At 46.1% G+C, this 16,266-nt stretch carries 19 protein-coding genes and 1 rRNA gene; 9 read left to right on the top strand and 11 right to left on the bottom strand.

The window, feature by feature from the left end:
- The first annotated feature begins 123 nt into the window (after nucleotides 1-123).
- Together BMZ56_RS12740 and BMZ56_RS12745 are read left to right on the top strand one after the other, a co-directional pair.
- Nucleotides 124-510 (top strand): phage holin family protein, encoded by a 387-nt coding sequence (locus BMZ56_RS12740; protein ID WP_090627175.1) that lies wholly within the window; start codon nucleotides 124-126, stop codon nucleotides 508-510.
- Nucleotides 479-958 (top strand): hypothetical protein, encoded by a 480-nt coding sequence (locus BMZ56_RS12745; RefSeq protein ID WP_245893202.1) that lies wholly within the window; start codon nucleotides 479-481, stop codon nucleotides 956-958. Before BMZ56_RS12740 ends, BMZ56_RS12745 begins: the two co-directional genes overlap by 32 nt.
- An 8-nt stretch (nucleotides 959-966) precedes the next feature.
- Here the strand turns inward: BMZ56_RS12745 and fcl are convergent, their stop codons facing one another.
- Nucleotides 967-1,908 carry a GDP-L-fucose synthase gene (gene fcl, locus BMZ56_RS12750; RefSeq protein WP_090627297.1) on the bottom strand — a complete coding sequence of 314 codons (942 nt, stop codon included), beginning with the start codon at nucleotides 1,906-1,908 and terminating at the stop codon, nucleotides 967-969.
- Nucleotides 1,909-2,002: 94 nt separating this feature from the next.
- On the opposite strand from fcl, the gene trmB reads away from it, so the two are divergent.
- Entirely contained in the window at nucleotides 2,003-2,653 is a 651-nt protein-coding gene (gene trmB / locus BMZ56_RS12755; protein ID WP_090627179.1) for a tRNA (guanosine(46)-N7)-methyltransferase TrmB, read from the top strand.
- Here the strand turns inward: trmB and trhO are convergent.
- The gene (gene trhO, locus BMZ56_RS12760) at nucleotides 2,625-3,611 is read right to left on the bottom strand and encodes an oxygen-dependent tRNA uridine(34) hydroxylase TrhO (protein WP_090627300.1); all 987 of its coding nucleotides are present in this window, start codon (nucleotides 3,609-3,611) and stop codon (nucleotides 2,625-2,627) included. The genes trmB and trhO overlap by 29 nt on opposite strands.
- 324 nt (nucleotides 3,612-3,935) lie before the next feature.
- Between trhO and BMZ56_RS12765 the strand changes: the two genes are divergently transcribed.
- Both BMZ56_RS12765 and BMZ56_RS12770 read left to right on the top strand, forming a co-directional pair.
- Nucleotides 3,936-4,499 (top strand): outer membrane beta-barrel protein, encoded by a 564-nt coding sequence (locus BMZ56_RS12765; protein ID WP_090627182.1) that lies wholly within the window; start codon nucleotides 3,936-3,938, stop codon nucleotides 4,497-4,499.
- 157 nt (nucleotides 4,500-4,656) lie between these two features.
- Nucleotides 4,657-5,883: a multidrug effflux MFS transporter gene (locus BMZ56_RS12770; protein ID WP_090627185.1), complete on the top strand. Its 1,227-nt coding sequence runs from the start codon at nucleotides 4,657-4,659 to the stop codon at nucleotides 5,881-5,883.
- Nucleotides 5,884-5,925: 42 nt separating this feature from the next.
- Here the strand turns inward: BMZ56_RS12770 and BMZ56_RS12775 are convergent, their stop codons facing one another.
- The 6 genes from BMZ56_RS12775 to BMZ56_RS12800 all read right to left on the bottom strand — a co-directional run bounded on the left by BMZ56_RS12775 (nucleotide 5,926) and on the right by BMZ56_RS12800 (nucleotide 10,026).
- On the bottom strand, nucleotides 5,926-6,501 hold the full coding sequence (locus tag BMZ56_RS12775) for a hypothetical protein (protein ID WP_143072917.1): 576 nt from the start codon (nucleotides 6,499-6,501) through the stop codon (nucleotides 5,926-5,928).
- A gap of 88 nt (nucleotides 6,502-6,589) precedes the next feature.
- The gene (locus BMZ56_RS12780; RefSeq protein WP_090627190.1) at nucleotides 6,590-6,814 is read right to left on the bottom strand and encodes a DUF3820 family protein; all 225 of its coding nucleotides are present in this window, start codon (nucleotides 6,812-6,814) and stop codon (nucleotides 6,590-6,592) included.
- 14 nt (nucleotides 6,815-6,828) lie between these two features.
- On the bottom strand, nucleotides 6,829-7,581 hold the full coding sequence (locus tag BMZ56_RS12785) for a glycosyltransferase family 2 protein (protein WP_090627192.1): 753 nt from the start codon (nucleotides 7,579-7,581) through the stop codon (nucleotides 6,829-6,831).
- Nucleotides 7,581-8,309, bottom strand: a complete 729-nt coding sequence (locus BMZ56_RS12790; protein ID WP_090627195.1) for a class I SAM-dependent methyltransferase — start codon at nucleotides 8,307-8,309, stop codon at nucleotides 7,581-7,583. Before BMZ56_RS12790 ends, BMZ56_RS12785 begins: the two co-directional genes overlap by 1 nt.
- Nucleotides 8,306-9,271: a polysaccharide pyruvyl transferase family protein gene (locus BMZ56_RS12795; protein WP_090627198.1), complete on the bottom strand. Its 966-nt coding sequence runs from the start codon at nucleotides 9,269-9,271 to the stop codon at nucleotides 8,306-8,308. Before BMZ56_RS12795 ends, BMZ56_RS12790 begins: the two co-directional genes overlap by 4 nt.
- 11 nt (nucleotides 9,272-9,282) lie before the next feature.
- A complete protein-coding gene (locus BMZ56_RS12800) occupies nucleotides 9,283-10,026 on the bottom strand; it encodes a DeoR/GlpR family DNA-binding transcription regulator (RefSeq protein ID WP_090627199.1) in 744 nt (247 codons plus the stop codon).
- Nucleotides 10,027-10,192: 166 nt separating this feature from the next.
- On the opposite strand from BMZ56_RS12800, the gene nagA reads away from it, so the two are divergent.
- Nucleotides 10,193-11,305 (top strand): N-acetylglucosamine-6-phosphate deacetylase, encoded by a 1,113-nt coding sequence (nagA, locus tag BMZ56_RS12805; protein WP_090627201.1) that lies wholly within the window; start codon nucleotides 10,193-10,195, stop codon nucleotides 11,303-11,305.
- The gene (gene dctA / locus BMZ56_RS12810; RefSeq protein WP_090627204.1) at nucleotides 11,302-12,558 is read left to right on the top strand and encodes a C4-dicarboxylate transporter DctA; all 1,257 of its coding nucleotides are present in this window, start codon (nucleotides 11,302-11,304) and stop codon (nucleotides 12,556-12,558) included. Before nagA ends, dctA begins: the two co-directional genes overlap by 4 nt.
- Here the strand turns inward: dctA and xseB are convergent.
- Entirely contained in the window at nucleotides 12,555-12,782 is a 228-nt protein-coding gene (gene xseB, locus BMZ56_RS12815; RefSeq protein ID WP_090627207.1) for an exodeoxyribonuclease VII small subunit, read from the bottom strand. The genes dctA and xseB overlap by 4 nt on opposite strands.
- Nucleotides 12,775-14,112, bottom strand: coding sequence for an exodeoxyribonuclease VII large subunit (gene xseA / locus BMZ56_RS12820; RefSeq protein ID WP_090627209.1), 1,338 nt, complete (start codon nucleotides 14,110-14,112; stop codon nucleotides 12,775-12,777). The genes xseB and xseA overlap by 8 nt, the downstream gene beginning before the upstream one ends.
- Before the next feature lie 129 nt (nucleotides 14,113-14,241).
- On the opposite strand from xseA, the gene def reads away from it, so the two are divergent.
- Nucleotides 14,242-14,814, top strand: a complete 573-nt coding sequence (def, locus tag BMZ56_RS12825) for a peptide deformylase (RefSeq protein ID WP_090627212.1) — start codon at nucleotides 14,242-14,244, stop codon at nucleotides 14,812-14,814.
- A gap of 2 nt (nucleotides 14,815-14,816) precedes the next feature.
- Here the strand turns inward: def and BMZ56_RS12830 are convergent, their stop codons facing one another.
- Nucleotides 14,817-15,419 carry a trimeric intracellular cation channel family protein gene (locus BMZ56_RS12830; protein WP_090627215.1) on the bottom strand — a complete coding sequence of 201 codons (603 nt, stop codon included), beginning with the start codon at nucleotides 15,417-15,419 and terminating at the stop codon, nucleotides 14,817-14,819.
- 762 nt (nucleotides 15,420-16,181) lie between these two features.
- On the opposite strand from BMZ56_RS12830, the gene BMZ56_RS12840 reads away from it, so the two are divergent.
- Nucleotides 16,182-16,266 (top strand): 16S ribosomal RNA (locus BMZ56_RS12840); the annotation flags it as partial.

The raw sequence follows: 16,266 nt of genomic DNA on the forward strand, positions 1-16,266 counted from the left end.
CCCTAAGCCATAACATGGCGTAGTAGCAGATTGTCATCACAACATCGAAGTAGGTGTGATGATGGGTTAGTTTTGCGATGCGATGATTAGGTGATGCGCTAATTTAAGTCCTTGCCAAAACCTATGGAAGAGAGAAAATTTTCGATCAACGGTGTATTCCAGAAAAGTAAAGAATATATCGATACACGTTTTAAGTTATTTAAGCTCAAGTTGGTTGAGCGGTCGTCACGATTGATCGCGAGTTTGATCGTAGATGTTGTCAAGACCGTGTTCGCCATCTTCGTGATTTTTTTCCTTAGTTTGGCTTTGGGCTTCTATTTAAGCGAGTTATTGGGTAGCTCTTCCCTTGGATTTCTTGCCACAGGTGGAATTTTTATTGTGCTTATTGTGTTGATTTCGGCCTTTGAAGACCGGCTGGAGCGCCTCTTCATGAATCTTTCGATTAAACGGTTTTTACAAAAATGGAACGACGAAATAGATGAAGACGATGAGGAAGGAAAGCAAGATTAAGAATTTGGATGATCTACGATTAGAGATAGTTCGTCTTAAGGCCCTTGCCAAGGAGCAGGAAGATTACCTCAGCGACCAATATCATCTTTTCAACGATAAGGTAGCGGCTCCGGTGCGATTTGTTAAGTCGTTGATTTCGTGGGTTCCAGGTGCAGATTTAGCAAAAAATTTATTTGCCAAGGGCAGAAAAGATGAAGACTGGTTAAGTAAGGCTCTTCGGATCGGCCTGCCTGTGGTTCTCAACCGCTTTTTCCTTCGTAAAGCTGGATTTCTGAAACGGGCACTTGTTACCCTCCTCTCCCAGCAAGCAGTAGGTGCATTGAACAAAGATCGCGTAAGCGAGGTGATTAATAAGATCGCTGATTTCATCAGGCCGACCAGGCGAGGTAAGCATTCGGTAAGAAGAAAAGTGGATTATGGTATTCCGCCGGATAGCGAAACGTATTAATAACCAAACTAATGAAGTTCAGTTTCTAATCTTGCCAAGAAGTCGCCATAAGCTAGCCGGATACCGGACTTAAGCGCGGTCGCATGGTGCCATCCCAAAGCATGTAGCTTACTGACGTCCATCAACTTTCTCGGTGTACCATCTGGTTTTGATGCGTCAAATGCGAGTTCTCCTTTGTAACCGACAACGTCTTTGATGAGGTGGGCGAGCTCACGTATGCTTAAATCTTCACCCGTGCCGATATTGATTAGTTGAGAATCGTTGTAAGATTCCATGAGAAATACACAAGCATCAGCCAGATCGTCGGCAAATAAAAATTCGCGTTTGGGAGCACCGCTACCCCACACGGTAACCTCGGGTTCATCGGCTGTTTTTGCTTCATGAAAGCGGCGTATGAGTGCCGGCAAAACATGTGAATGTTCAGGGTGGTAATTGTCATTATAGCCGTAGAGATTGGTGGGCATGACTGAAATGAAATTGCAACCATATTGATCATGGTAAGCTTCACAGAGTTTGATGCCCGCAATTTTGGCGATTGCATACGGTTCATTGGTGGGTTCCAGCAATCCGGTGAGCAAGTATTCCTCTTTAAGGGGCTGGGGAGCTAATTTGGGATAAATACAGCTGGATCCAAGAAAAAGTAGCTTTTTTACACGATGCGTATAGGATTGATGAATCACGTTATTTTGTATGGCTAGATTTTCATAAAGAAAATCGGCACGAAACCTATTGTTGGCTAAAATACCACCTACCTTAGCCGCAGCTAAAAATACGTAATCGGGCTTCTGCGCAGAAAAAAAATCGGCTACCGCTTGCTGATTGCGAAGATCTAGCTCATCCGATGTCTGCAACAGTACATTGTAAAAACCTAGTGCACTTAACTTTCGAAGGATGGCTGAACCTACCATGCCTCGATGCCCGGCAATGAAAATTTTTGCGTCTTTTTCCACAAATAGTATACGATATCGTACAAAGATAAGATTATTTTTGCAGGCCGCTTCGCGAAGGTAGTGCACGACAGATTTTTTGTTTTTTTAAAAGAATATGGGAAAAGATAAACTTAGGAAATTCGCAGAAATCGACACGTTTGCCAATGTATTGCAATTGGACGCGGGTAAGGGAATGAAGGGGCAATGGGCTGCGAAGCACTTTGGTAATGACCGGCCCATTGTGCTTGAATTGGCCTGTGGCAAGGGAGAATATTCCGTCAATCTGGCAAAACTGTTTCCCACGTATAATTTCATTGGTGTCGATTACAAAGGTAACCGTATCTGGCGCGGAGCTAAAACCGCACTCGAAGAGGGCATTCCTAATGTGGCCTTCCTCCGAATACAAATCGAAAACATTCTAGATTATTTTGCTGAGAACGAAGTGTCTGAAATCTGGATTACCTTTCCCGATCCCCAGCCGCAGAAAAGCCGTGAAAAGAAGCGGCTCACCAATCCTTTTTTTTTGGCCAAATACCGGGAAATCCTAATTCCCGAAGGAATCATGCACCTCAAAACGGATAACGATGGCCTATTTGTCTACACACAGGAAAAATTGACTGAGTTAGGGTTGGATATCCATGCGCAAACGTCAGATCTATACCGATCCGACGTATTGGATGAGGTATTATCCATTAAAACGTATTATGAAAAGAAATATCTTGAGACAGCCAAAAACATCAATTATATAAAGTGGGGTTGGTTGTGAGTGATTTGTGTTTCCGTTTGCTGATCTTTTCGACGTTGACAGGTTGAGGGACCTTCACATAGTAGCCTGTGCCATCGTAGGAGCGTTTGCGTGGGTGGCTCATACACGTATTGGAGCAGCAACCTTCCAGTTCCCATCCACAGGCTTCGCATTGCGTAAAATGTTCATTGCATTCAGGATTAGCACAATTGACCATACGGCTGGTGGTAGTGCCACAATTTAAACACCTGGAAACCACGGTAGGGTTTACCCGGTTCACATCCACGGTGACCCGGTTATCAAACACGTAGCATTTGCCTTCAAAATCTTTTCCGCCTACTTCCTTTCCATACTTGATGATGCCCCCATGTAGTTGATAAACATCGTTAAACCCTTCTTTCAGCAATAGTGCAGATGCTTTCTCACATTTAATACCGCCTGTGCAGTAGGTGAGTACCTTTTTGTCTTTATATTGGGCGAGTTCATTGATTTTTTCAGGAAACTCCCTAAAATTTTCAATGTCCAGTGTTACCGCATTCTTGAACCGGCCGACATTGTGTTCATAGTTAGACCGAACATCTAGTATCACGACATCATCCCGGTCTTTCATTTCCATGAATTCCTTTGGAGCCAAGTGCTTCCCGGTTTCTTTCGTGGGGTCAATGACCTTCGGATCCCGCAATCCGGAATGTACGATTTCGGATTTATAGCGGCAATGCATTTTAATGAAAGATAGTTCATGAACTTCGTCAATTTTGAAATCAGTGTCGGCAAACCTTGGGTCGCGATGCACCGCATCCATATACGCTTCACATGCTTCGTGTGTGCCGGATACGGTTCCATTGAGACCCTCGTCGGCCACGATAATTCGGCCAACTAAGCCCAGTGATTTACAAAAATGAAGATGGTCCGCGGCAAACTGTTCCGCATTGTCAATATGGCTGTAGCAATAATACAGCAGGGTTTGGTACTTTTTCATATAGCCATTGATACCGTTGCAAACGGCGTTTAATGTTTTTTTCAGCTGCAAAGGTAGCAAATTTTGATGGATATAGCTTCCTGCGATCCAATACTTTCCTGTCATTGCGGAGAGATAGCCTGTGGCTACGATCGTAATTACTCGGCGGCATCGAAGCGGAGATATTAAACACGAACAACTACACCGAGGCAGTTTATTATGTTGCATTTTAGTTTATATAGTTGAATAACAAAAAGTTAAAAATGTTAAATTTAAAGATTCTACAGCCTTTTTGAAATACTTTCGTCTCACGCAAATTTTTTGTCAACATTACAAATTCAAATTATGGAAATGCAAAAACTTGGTTTATTTCTACTGTTCGTTTTGAGTGTGCTTATTACAAATGCGCAAACTTCCGCGGAGATCCCCAGGCATAGTTTTAGTCTCGGCCCGATGGCCGGTTATAATGTTAAAAATAAAGGATTCGCTTATGGCGGCAGTGCGATGTATGAATTCCGACCTTTTAAAAGGTTCGGTTTTACCGCGGCACTTACCTTTGATCAGACTCGGGTAGATGTCTCTGACATAAACTATAATCCTGTCGCTTCCAAAGAAGTTTTCGGAAACGAATGGATTGAGAATGTTTATTCGCTGAATGTTGGCCCTCGGTTTTATCTAGGCGATTTTTACTTAGGCGCGGCACTCGGGATAGGATACACGAAGGGGTATACTACACTTTCTGATGGGAGTACGTTGAATAATGGACATGCCTATGGTTTATACAAAAATTTCGGTGCCGGATACCAGATCAAGTTGAGAAACCGCGATGTGATTGAGGCCGAAGCAGCTGTTTTTGGCACACACGCCACGAAAATAGGCGGTACCATACGGTACAAGTTCGGGAGATAAACTATCCGCCGACAGTTGAGCTGAAAAGTCTGAATGGATTTTGAATAGTACGATAGCGAGGCTAGTACCGCAATTTCAGAAACCTTTTTACCACATCTTACTAAAAGTGACGGAAAATCTCCTCACATTTGCATCTTCTCAAAAAAGAGGAGATTTTATGGCGGCAAAACAGCGCATCGGATTGATTTTACTACTGGGTTGTTTGTCGGCATTGGGCCCATTTTCCATTGACATGTACCTGCCGGGATTTGTGGACATCGCTGAGAATCTTCGTACTTCGGAGGCTACGGTGGCGCTATCATTGTCAAGCTTTTTTATCGGCATATCAGCGGGGCAGCTGCTTTATGGACCGTTGTTGGATAAATTTGGCCGTAAGAAGCCACTGTACATTGGCCTGGTGCTGTACATAGCAGCTTCTTTCGGCTGCTTGGCAGTAACGGATGTCAATCAGCTCATTGTATTGCGTTTTGTGCAGGCCATTGGCAGTTGTGCTACGGCGGTAGCGTCCATTGCTATGGTTCGCGATCTGTTTACCTTGGAGGAGAGCCCGAAAGTATTTGCCTCGCTGATGCTAGTTATCGCCGTATCGCCTATGCTGGCCCCTACAGCGGGGGGATACTTGATAGCGGCATTTGGCTGGCGATATGTTTTTGTCTTCTTGGGATTGATGGCAACCGTTATCTTGGTGGCTACGGCTATCAAACTGCCGGAAAGCTACCAACCGGACCCATCCTATTCCCTTAAACCTAAGCCTATCCTGACAAGCTTTGCGCAGGTGCTCCGTGAACCGCAGTTTTATACCTATGCGCTGATCAGCGCTTTTGTCTTTTCGGGTCTATTTGCCTACGTGTCTTCCTCACCAGTACTTTTCATGAAAGTATACCACCTGAGTAAAACCGACTACGGGTGGGTGTTTGCAGGGCTTTCAGTGGTGTTTATTGGTGCCAGCCAGGTAAATAGCCTCATTCTCCGATGGATTGGTAGCAGACAGATCATTACATATGCATTGGTCGCACAATGTGTTTTCAGTTTGCTGTTTTTGGCCTTCGCTTGGAATGGATTGATCAATTTTGGCTCGACGCTTGTATTCATCGGCTTGTTCCTGTGTTGCCTGGGGCTTATCAATCCCAATGCAGCGGCACTTTCCATGGCGCCTTTTAGCAAAAATGCAGGCAGTGCTTCCGCCCTGATGGGTGCCTTCCAGATGGCGCTTGGTGCCGGGGCTTCGGTGCTGGTGAGTCTATTCAGCGAGGATTCGTTGCTACCCATGCCGGTGGTCATGGCGGTTGCGTCAAGTGTGGCACTTCTGGCCCTGCTTGTCGGTTCACAACTTATTCGGCGTGACATTATCGGAGTATCCGGTAGTACGTTTGTTGGTCACTGAATACGCGATGTAGCTGCTCGTTCGTCGCTGCTGACTTCCTGTCTACCGGGGTTGTGAAGATAAAGGAGGTTGTAATGGCAGGTATGTGGGAATTGCTGCACCAGCGGAGTGGATAATGACCGCGATGCAGCTATAGGTAGTGTCTACCTCGAAAGCAATACCTTCGTTGGCATTGTATATTGTATAGGTTTGCCCATCTTGTTCATAAGTTTCTACGATCTGGAGCGGGTAGGCATCAGAAATATCGCGGAGCGACGAACCTACACCAATTGACTGAACGGTTTGGAAACGAGGCGAGGTGACGCGAATCTGTTGGATGCGGGCCGTTTCATCATTGCCCATGTCGCGCGAAGTAAAAATTGATAGGGGTTGGCCGGGTTCATCTTCAGGAAACCAAATGGACACGGCTTTGCCCATAGCTGCATCGCCAAAATCAGGCTTTCCAAGTTCGTGAAATACGGCGCTGTCTGCATCGCCAAGTAAAAAGAGACCCGCAGATTTTCCCGGAACCAGTAAGTGATTATCCGGAAGGAGCGCTTGGGAAGTAGTTGTTGTGGTATCCTGCTCAGTTTGATTGCTGTCGATGTTGCCGCCGCATGCCGTAATTACGAAACCCATGGCGAATATGCATACGCATTTCTGAATTTGATCCATCGGAATATATTGCTATAATATAACTAAGGAACATTAATCTAAAAAAGAACATTTAGCGGGGTATTTTGTTTCGTAATGGGCGCAGTAAATACTCCAATCCATTGAGTTTGATTTCGTACATCGTGCCTAACAACATCCCCAATTTACCCTTGGGAAATCCCTTTTGGTGAAACCAAACTAAATAGGCTTCGGGAAGATCGCAGATCACGGTATCCTTATATTTTCCAAAGGGCATCCGGGTCGTCACCAATGCTTGTAGCATTTCTTCCTGTGTCATGCCTTTTTCTCCATTTAGTCGTTCGATTTGCCGTGACGAATATAGTAGATTGCCAGGTTGATGGCAATGATTAAATGATTCACGATGTTAGGTAGGAGACCATAATGCTTGGTGAATATGCAGAATCGTTCTTTTAGGCTTTGCCAATGTCGCTTCTTAGACATTCCTCCTACCAGGTATTTGGCGACGAGGCGCCGGGTATTGACAACCTTGTTCGCTTTTTTGGCGGCACGGATAATCCAATCGATGTCGGCGCTCAGCTGATAACGTAGATCGTAGCGGCCGGCAATGGACCGGCGGATATAGATCGCTTGATGGCTGATGTTCATGCCAAAACGGAAACTTCGCCAGTTGAATTGGGGGGGTATCGCATGGCGGCGTAAGCCGATCGATTGCCAATCTGCATCGTACATTTCGGTTTCGCCGTAATAAATATCGGCATCTGGTGCAGAAGCGAAAACCTGCGCCACCGTATCTTCCGCATAGATCTCGTCGCCGGAATTCATAAACAGCACGTAATCTCCGGTTGCCCGGCCGAGACCTTTATTCATTGCGTCGTAAATACCCTTATCGGGCTCGCTGATCCACTCCGAAATGTGCTCACCATACCGCTTAATGACGTCGACGGTCCCATCTGTAGAATTGCCATCGATGATAAGGTATTCAATATAGGGATAGGTTTGGCAGATGACGGATTTAATAGTACGTTCGATGTCGCGTACATTATTATATACGACGGTGATAATCGTGAGTGTCGACGTACTCATTAGCTTTCGGGTTTCTGGACGACCAGTACATTGTTGTGGAAAAAATTCATATTGGTCGGCAGTAGGACAGAAAAGATTAGCCCGCAAATGGTAATGGGCGTGATGAACAGGGGGGTCAGTGCAATCCGCGCCACCTTATTTTTAGGTAAGATATGCTGGTAAACATAGGCTGCCCACATTTGGCAAAGGGTTGCTACGTAATTGGTGGTTTTGGTTTCTTTAACGATGGTGAATCCTTTTTCGATTAAGATATGCCGAATACCAAAAGAAGTGTAACGGGCAAAATCATAAGGAATTTCGTGTTCATCCCATACGAACGGAACCGTTATGAGCATGTGTCCGCCGGGCTTTAGTACCCGGTGTAGTTCGTCGAGAATTTCGGGTAGGTTGAAGATATGTTCGAATACCTCGCTCGAGAAAATACAGTCGAAAGACGTATCGTCAAAAGGTAGCGTTGTTCCATCGTAATACACATCAATGTCTTCATTGAGGTGATCATGGCCACTCACTTCGACATCCGTACCTATGTAAGTTGTCACGTCAAACAGCGTGCGATAGGGTTTGCTCCCGCAACCAAAATCTAATAGACGCCCTTGCAGGTATCCGCTCAGCTGCGATATATTTCGGAACAGGCCCCTCCGAATGATAAAGAAGGGGTTAAAGAACAATCCGAAAAACGTCGGTTGAAACAGCGATTTGTTATAGAGTCGTTTGAGCCCCGCTATCAAGTTTCTTGGGTTTTAGTAGTTAAAAATTGTGCTTTCCAACGCTGGATGGCATCGGTATCGAGGTACAATTTGATACTCATTTCCTCGTGTATTTTTTCTTCAAGCAGGTCCATACGCTGGCGCTCCAACACGTTAAGGCCAATATCGTTGCGCATTTCAATGGCGCGGTTGTCGATGCCAATGATAAGCGCTTTGCGCCTTTTCTGAAGTGCCCGTATACCTGCATGTAATCGGGTACCCACGTATTCGCACGACTCGTTTTCAAGAAACCGATCGAAGGCCGACAACTTAGGGGCGATGTACCGCACATCGGTGGTCAGGCTTTCGATGTATGCTTGGTCCTTCGATCCCTGTATCCACACATATACGTCTCGGTAGTGCTTTTTGAGGGTTTCCAAGAGCTGTCGATCCCGGTCGGAATCCCGAAGGTAATCCGTGATCGTGGTAACGACGGTGTCTCTTTTTTTTGGATTGATTTGTGAAAGGTGCGGCTCGTCGAGATTCCATACCGTGGGGCATCCCGTATTAACGACGTTATGGATGCCCATCTCGTTTAACTTCTGTAGCGTGTAGTTGTCGCGTACGGCATGGAAATAACGGCGTGAAAACAGGGCCTTATACATCCACTTCGAATAAAATGATACAGGTTTATCCTGGTATTGCCACCAGCCCACACCGAGCAACACAACCTTGCGCCGCAGTGCCACTAAATCTTTCACACCTATTTTCCATTGACGCTTACCGAACGTATTGTTTTTCAGTAAATTCGTTCCGCCTACCAGGGCGGTATCGTATTTGCGAAGGGCAACCAGATCCAACGGATGGATGGAAAAATGGGTGGGTACATTGATGACGAAATCATCGGTAAAGAGTTCGTCGGCTAGTTGGTTTACGGCATCCATGATAATGTGGTCACCGAGGTTGGTGGTTGCAATGGATGTATCAAATATAATTTTGGGCATGTGTATTTGTGCTAAACAACCTCTACCACCTTGTTGAAGCCACTTAGGCTAGGGTGTTTTGAATCTAGGTCCGTCACCAAATAAGAAATGGCGTTAAGACTGCAAACCTTCATCTTTTGTACCGAGTTTAGTTTTTCCGCAATGCTGAGGATGGCCGTTTTGGTTGAACACCGTATCATTGCTTTTTTTATCTGTACTACCTCCCAGTCGGAATCGGTCACCCCATCTTCGGCCGAAAGACTGTTCGTGCCCAACAGGCACAGATCTACCCGTATTTCGGAAAGCTGATTAATAACCTGTGAGCCGATGTTGATGTTCGTATTTCTTGACAGTTTGCCGCCAATGAGTATGACATCTGCATGCGTATGTTCAGCGAGTTCGAGTGCCACCAGCGGGCTGATCGTAAAAAAAGTGCATTGGAGGCTTTCCGGAATGATCCGTGCTAGTTCCATCAGGGTGGTGCCCCCGCCGGCTAAGACGGTCATTCCATTTTGAATGAGTTTGACAGCTTTGGTTGCAATCTGCTTTTTCGCATCGCGCGCGTATATGTTGTTTTCCTGGAAGGGATATTGAAAGGACTTTGAGAGGGCCCCGCCATATACTTTGAGCACTTTTCCGTTTTCGGCCAACTCATTCAAATCTCGCCTAATGGTGTCTTCCGAAACATTGAGTTGTACGCTTAGATCCGAAGATAGAACCTTGTTATGCAAATTTATTTGATGGACGATAAACGCTTGCCGTTCTTCTTTCAACATGAGTTTAACCGATTATTTATTGGCGTAAAGATAGAATAAATCAGGATCACAAAAGAAATCCCAACTGTAAAATCCAAACTTCCAGGTATCAATTCCCGACCATAAGAGAAAATAAACCAAAGAAATTTGTAATATTACCGGCGGTAAAACTGTCAAGATAAACCAAATGACGGAATCAATTATTGCAATCATTAATGGGGTTGTATTTACGAACGATAGGCTGTTCAGCGGCAGGGCTGTTTTGATTAAGGGGAGCCGGGTAGTAGCTGTTGTTGCCCCCGATGAAGTCCCCAGCGAAGCAAAAATCATGGATGTTAGGGGCAATTACGTTGTACCCGGATTTATTGATCTGCAGATCTACGGGGGTGGCAACCGGCTTTTTTCGGCCGAACCTTCGGCCGATTCGATGGAAGAGATTGCAGATACGCTGGTGAAATCGGGCACAACAGGCTTTATGATTACCATGGCCACAAATACGATGGACGTGATGGATAAGGCATTTGAAGTGTTAACGGCGTATCAACATCCGGCACTATTGGGCCTGCACCTTGAGGGGCCCTATCTAAATACGTCAAGACGAGGGGCACATCCAGCGGAATGCATCCGTAATCCAGATTCGGCTGAGATTGCCGCGTTGCTGAAACGGGCGGGTAGTTGCCTCCGGATGATGACTATTGCTCCCGAGCGGTTTACCCCGAAAACGATCCGTCTGTTGCTGGATAATGGGGTGTTGCTCTCGGCAGGTCACAGCGATGCTTCTTTTGATGAAGCTACCGCAGGGTTCCGTAACGGTATCCGTGCTGTTACCCATTTATTCAACGCGATGTCTCCACTGCATCACCGTAATCCGGGGCTGCCGGGGGCAACGTTCCAATCGGATACAGCCCGGGCAAGCATTATCGCCGATGGTATCCATGTCGACTATCAAACACTTTCCATCAGTAAAAAGCTGATGGGCGAGCGGCTTTTTTTGATCACGGATGCGGTGGCTGAGACCCATGTAGGTACGTATACCCACGTATTTACCGGCGATCGGTATACGCTTCCTGACGGCACATTGTCGGGCTCTGCGCTGACCATGATGCAAGCCGTGGCCAATTGCGTACGCCATGCAGGAATCTCATTGGAGGAAGCGTTGCGGATGGCCTCATTGTATCCGGCTTCGCTGATCGGTGCGGACGCCTATGGCCGTATTGCCCCGGATACAGTGGCCAACTTGGTCGTTTTTGATAGCCAATATAACGTGAAGCAGGTTTTCTTAGCGGGAAAGCGTCTATGAGAAATGTAAAAAAGCTGTTCAACCTGTTGTACTTCCAGGTACTCATCGCGATTGGCATCGGCATTTTAATCGGCCATTTTTTCCCCTCGGTGGGGATACAACTGAAACCGCTCGGTGATGGATTCATCAAACTCATCAAGATGGTCATTGCCCCACTCATTTTCTGCAGCATTGTATTGGGCATTGCCGGGATGGAAGATGTGAAGAAAATCGGTAAGGTAGGGATCAAATCGATGGTATACTTTCAGGTAACCACGGCCGTGGCTATGCTGCTGGGAGTAATGGTCATCAATGGGCTGCGCCCGGGGGAAGGGATGCATGCGGATCCAAATACGTTGGACACGACCGAAGTAGCTTCGTATCTTGAAGCAGGTAAAAAACAAGAAGGTTTTGTTGATTTTTTGCTAAATATTATTCCTGAAAACGTTTTCGGAGCCTTGTCTTCGGGCAATTTGTTGCAGGTATTATTTTTTGCCGTACTGTTTGGATTTGCACTTTCCAAGATAGGGTCGTATGCAGAGCCGGCTGTACGGGTGATGCAATCGTTTCTCGATGGCTTGTTTGTTGTTATTAAGATGGTAATGAAAATTGCCCCTATTGGGGCAATGGGCGCAATGGGTTTCACCATCGGCAAATACGGCATCGGTTCATTGTCTTCGTTGGGAATGCTCATGGTAGCATTTTACCTAACCTGCTTGCTGTATATCTTTCTATTTGCCGGGGGGATGCTGAAGTATTATGGGATCAGTATTTTTAAGGTACTTCGCTTCATCCGAGAAGAGCTGCTCGTCGTATTGGGTACCTCTTCGTCGGAATCGGTATTGCCTGCCATCATGCAGAAGCTGGAGCGGATGGGGTGCTCGCGGTCGTTGGTGCGTTTGGTTGTTCCTTCGGGCTACTCTTTTAACCTAGATGGTACCGCCATTTACCTGACGATGGCGGCTATTTTTCTATCGCAGGCAGTGGATATGCCCATGGGCTTGGAAGAACAGTTGTTCCTGCTGTTGGTGTTGACCGTTACTTCTAACGGCGCAGCGGGGGTAACAGGCAGCGGTTTTATTATCCTGGTGGCGACACTGCCGGTGGTAGGTCACATTCCCGTTGAATCGGTGGCCTTGATATTCGGTATTGACCGTTTCATGAGTGAAGCACGTGCGTTGACCAATCTGATCGGCAATACGGCCGCGACGATTCTGGTTGCGCGATGGGAAAACGAGCTGGATATGCAACAGCTGAGGGCCGAATTGGGTTAATCCGTTTCTCCTTCGGGTCGGTCAGCTTCTTTGTCGAGATTGGCTAATATGTTGTTTACTTCTCCTTCTGTAGCGGTTAACTTAGCTTTACATACTCCAATCAGCAGGGTCGCCCGCTTAACTTTTTCTGAAAGTTCGTCGATGGAAATGTCACCGTGTTCGATTTCCGATACAATGGTCTGCAGTTCTTCAAATGCATCCGTGTACGTGTATTGCTTACTCATGGGTTGTTGTGCTTATTTGGGTGACGGTACTGGTGACTTGCCCGGAAGCTAAAAAGGTTTCCAAAATAGCTCCCTTTTTGACGTGCTCTGTCGTTTTCAGGGCCTGTCCGTTAATTCGTGTGATGCTGTATCCGCGATTGAGGACTTGCTGCGGATCCAGTAATTGCACAGATTTCTCCATTGCAGTTAACTGAGTCCGGTGATCTTTGATATCCCCTAAAACGGTAGTCTGCAACGCCTTTTGTGTATGTAATAATGTTTGCATACCTTGCCGCAAGCGGTTGGTGCTTGCTATCGTTAACCGGATGAAATGATGTCCGAGTGCCTTTTGCTGTTGGCTAAGCAGGTGGACGCTATGTAGGCGGAAATATCGGGCATATTCGTTCAATGAATCTTGCTGGGCCAACAATAACTGGCGGGTCTTGTGTATGATCAGTTCCTGTGCCTGTTCGATCGGTACAGCGAATTGATGGAACCGTTGGATGAGGAAGTCCGCAAGTTCGCTGGGAGTAATGGCATTTTTATAAGCCACCATTTCACTGACTGTCTCATTAGTCGAATGCCCGATACCCGTCAGCACGGGAATGGGAAACCTTGCGATTGCCGATGCTAACAGGTAATTATTGTAACTGGACAAGCCGACCTCTCCACCACCGCCACGGATAACGGCCACGACATCGTATTCCTCCGCACGTTGTGCAATGTGTGCCAACTGATTGATAATGGAAGGAATGGATTTGTCGCCTTGTAGCAACGCCGGAAAAAGGGTTTGCTCGAATCGATAGCCCCAGGGATTTCCATTAAGTATTTTTAGAAAATCGGAATATCCTTTGCTGGTTTCTACCGATATGATGGCCAGCCGCTTTGGAACGGCTGCGAAAGGCAGCTGCTTATTCGCATAGAAAAGGCCTTCTTGCTTGAGCCGGCTCAGGCTTTCCTGTTTTTCGCGTTCGAGTTCACCGAGTGAATAGGCAGGGTCTATATCCAGGATGCGGAGGCTGAGGCCATACAGAGGGTCATACGAAATGGTCGCCTGAAACAGGATGGTGATACCATTTTTCAGGGGTTCCCTAGTAATCTCCATAAAACGCTGGTTGATCCGTTGATAGTCACCATTCCAGAGTATGGAGCGCATTTCGGCGATCACCTTACCCTCTTTTTTTTCGACAAGCTCTGGATAACAGTGGCCGGAATGGGTGTAGTGGTTGAGTTTGTTCATCTCTGCTTTGATCCAATAGACCTGTTTGTAGCGCCCAGCGATCGTCCGCTGAATGCTCTTGGCCACTTCTCCGAGCGAAAAAATAATCTTATCCGGTAGTTTCTCAGGCATACCCAAAGGTAAGCTTTTTCCATAAAATCGTTACCTTTGTACCCTGAAATCTGTTGTGTGAGCAGATTGGCTACAAAAAGGCGAAGTAAGTAGTGGAATGAAGCCCCTACTAAAAACAATTAATTACGAATGAAATTACCCATTATCGCCTACGGCGACCCTATTCTGAAGCGGAAAGGGATAGAAATTGACAAGAATTATCCGGATTTGCCGGAATTGATCGCCAACATGTTTGAAACTATGTACGCGGCACATGGTGTGGGTTTGGCAGCCCCCCAAATTGGGCTGTCCATCCGCTTGTTTGTGATAGACGCCAGTCCTTTTGAGGACGATGATCCGGTGTTAAAAGACTTTAAGAAAGTATTCATCAATGCAGAGATACTGGAAGAAGAGGGCGAAAAGTGGTCATTTAATGAGGGGTGTTTGAGTATTCCCGAAGTTCGGGAGGACGTCAACCGGTATCCGGATATCCGAATTAGGTATGTGGATGAAAACTGGGTGTTGCACGAGGAAGATTTTACGGGGTTGGCGGCACGTATCATTCAGCATGAATACGATCATATCGAAGGGAAATTGTTTACGGAAAAGCTGAGCCCACTGCGAAAAGCGATGATCAAAAGTAAACTGGAAGCCATTTCAAGAGGGCAGGTAGACGTGGACTATAAAATGAAGTTTCCATTATTAAAGAAAAGAGGGCGCTAATCCTATCCCCCCACAATGGGCAGTGTAAGCTTGTACTTCACTGCAACGATTCGCACGATCGAAACGACGGCAGCGCTAATAAAAGCATTCAGGTTGTAATCGACGCCTGTGCGGCTGAGTAGTACAAACAACACGGCCCCGGACAGGCAAGCTGTTGCATAAATTTCCTTTCGGAAAATCAGGGGCGTGTCGTTCAAAAGTGTGTCGCGTGTGACGCCGCCCATCACAGCGGAAAATAGCCCCAATACCACAGCTGCTATACCGCTGCTGTCAAAGGCCAGTGATTTTTGTACTCCCACCACGGTAAAGAAGCCAATTCCTAAGGCATCAAACAGCGAGAGTGTCCTTGCCAGCCTGCCCAGTATCTTATTAAAGAAGATGGCAATCAATACACCGGCTAATATTGCGAGTAGATAATTGCCGTCATCCACCCATACCGGTCGTAAATTAAGAAAGATGTCGCGCAAGCTTCCGCCCCCAATTGCAGTGACAAAGCCGGTAAAGGCCGCTCCGAAAATATCAATGTTATGACGCTGGGCAGCCATTGCTCCAGATATGGCAAATACCATGGTTCCTAACAAGTCGATGTAGTAAATCAGTTCCATACTGCGTTAAACAAGTTTGGTAAAAATAGGATAAATTGTGCCCACTTTCTTCTATCTTTCTCGTAATGGCCCCGCGTTTAATCTGAGGCTGATGCAAAGCGAATCTGTGAAAACGCAACATTCCGTGGTGCATCCTGTGCATGTGACCCCGTATTATACTAGCAGGTCAAGAGGGAGAAGAGAACAGAAAGCGGCAAATGTTTAACAAATAATAAACTGATTTATAGCCTTCAACAAGATATTAAAAAATATTTTGCGGCGATATTTGCAAATACTAAATAAAGGTTATACTTTTGCATCCCGCTTCGGAGGAGGCGGTTGTTCATTAAGAGATTAACAGGGGTTTTAAAGTACAATAATCGGGCTGATTTTTAGACCAGAAGAGCACTTTAAAAAAAGTTAAAATAAATTTTGCAAAGAATAAAAAACTCCTTACCTTTGCAGTCCCAAACGGAACAGGGGTTCGAAAGAAGAAAGTTCCGGCCCAGCAGCGCGATGCGGCTGGTGTTTGAAAGAGAGAAAATCTGCCGGTTCAGAACCGGCGTGATATAAAAAGCCGAAGCGCGAGCGGAGGCGATCAAGTTCTTTAAAGTAAAGATATTCATGTAGCGCAGCGAGTAGTTTGATTTTATCAAGCGAAAGCTGAAAATAAGTCTAAACGAAGTCATTCCGGGCAATTGAGACATTAACAATTAGAATAATGATTCCGATTGCTTAATTAAATTTGAGTTTTTGGAGTCAGTGATTCTTACACTTCATTTTACAATGGAGAGTTTGATCCTGGCTCAGGATGAACGCTAGCGGCAGGCCTAATACATGCAAGTCGAACGGGATCCACCAGCTTGCT

The organism is Parapedobacter indicus (assembly GCF_900113765.1).
GTDB lineage: Bacteria > Bacteroidota > Bacteroidia > Sphingobacteriales > Sphingobacteriaceae > Parapedobacter > Parapedobacter indicus.

Excerpts from the sequence above, each read along its gene's own strand:
- BMZ56_RS12740 (WP_090627175.1), top strand. The coding sequence starts at position 124 with ATGGAAGAGAGAAAATTTTCGATCAACGGTGTATTCCAGAAAAGTAAA.
- BMZ56_RS12745 (WP_245893202.1), top strand. The coding sequence starts at position 479 with ATGAAGACGATGAGGAAGGAAAGCAAGATTAAGAATTTGGATGATCTA.
- trmB (WP_090627179.1), top strand. The coding sequence starts at position 2,003 with ATGGGAAAAGATAAACTTAGGAAATTCGCAGAAATCGACACGTTTGCC.
- trhO (WP_090627300.1), bottom strand. The coding sequence starts at position 3,611 with ATGAAAAAGTACCAAACCCTGCTGTATTATTGCTACAGCCATATTGAC.
- BMZ56_RS12765 (WP_090627182.1), top strand. The coding sequence starts at position 3,936 with ATGGAAATGCAAAAACTTGGTTTATTTCTACTGTTCGTTTTGAGTGTG.
- BMZ56_RS12770 (WP_090627185.1), top strand. The coding sequence starts at position 4,657 with ATGGCGGCAAAACAGCGCATCGGATTGATTTTACTACTGGGTTGTTTG.
- BMZ56_RS12775 (WP_143072917.1), bottom strand. The coding sequence starts at position 6,501 with ATGGGTTTCGTAATTACGGCATGCGGCGGCAACATCGACAGCAATCAA.
- BMZ56_RS12780 (WP_090627190.1), bottom strand. The coding sequence starts at position 6,814 with ATGACACAGGAAGAAATGCTACAAGCATTGGTGACGACCCGGATGCCC.
- BMZ56_RS12785 (WP_090627192.1), bottom strand. The coding sequence starts at position 7,581 with ATGAGTACGTCGACACTCACGATTATCACCGTCGTATATAATAATGTA.
- BMZ56_RS12795 (WP_090627198.1), bottom strand. The coding sequence starts at position 9,271 with ATGCCCAAAATTATATTTGATACATCCATTGCAACCACCAACCTCGGT.
- BMZ56_RS12800 (WP_090627199.1), bottom strand. The coding sequence starts at position 10,026 with ATGTTGAAAGAAGAACGGCAAGCGTTTATCGTCCATCAAATAAATTTG.
- nagA (WP_090627201.1), top strand. The coding sequence starts at position 10,193 with ATGACGGAATCAATTATTGCAATCATTAATGGGGTTGTATTTACGAAC.
- dctA (WP_090627204.1), top strand. The coding sequence starts at position 11,302 with ATGAGAAATGTAAAAAAGCTGTTCAACCTGTTGTACTTCCAGGTACTC.
- xseB (WP_090627207.1), bottom strand. The coding sequence starts at position 12,782 with ATGAGTAAGCAATACACGTACACGGATGCATTTGAAGAACTGCAGACC.
- xseA (WP_090627209.1), bottom strand. The coding sequence starts at position 14,112 with ATGCCTGAGAAACTACCGGATAAGATTATTTTTTCGCTCGGAGAAGTG.
- def (WP_090627212.1), top strand. The coding sequence starts at position 14,242 with ATGAAATTACCCATTATCGCCTACGGCGACCCTATTCTGAAGCGGAAA.
- BMZ56_RS12830 (WP_090627215.1), bottom strand. The coding sequence starts at position 15,419 with ATGGAACTGATTTACTACATCGACTTGTTAGGAACCATGGTATTTGCC.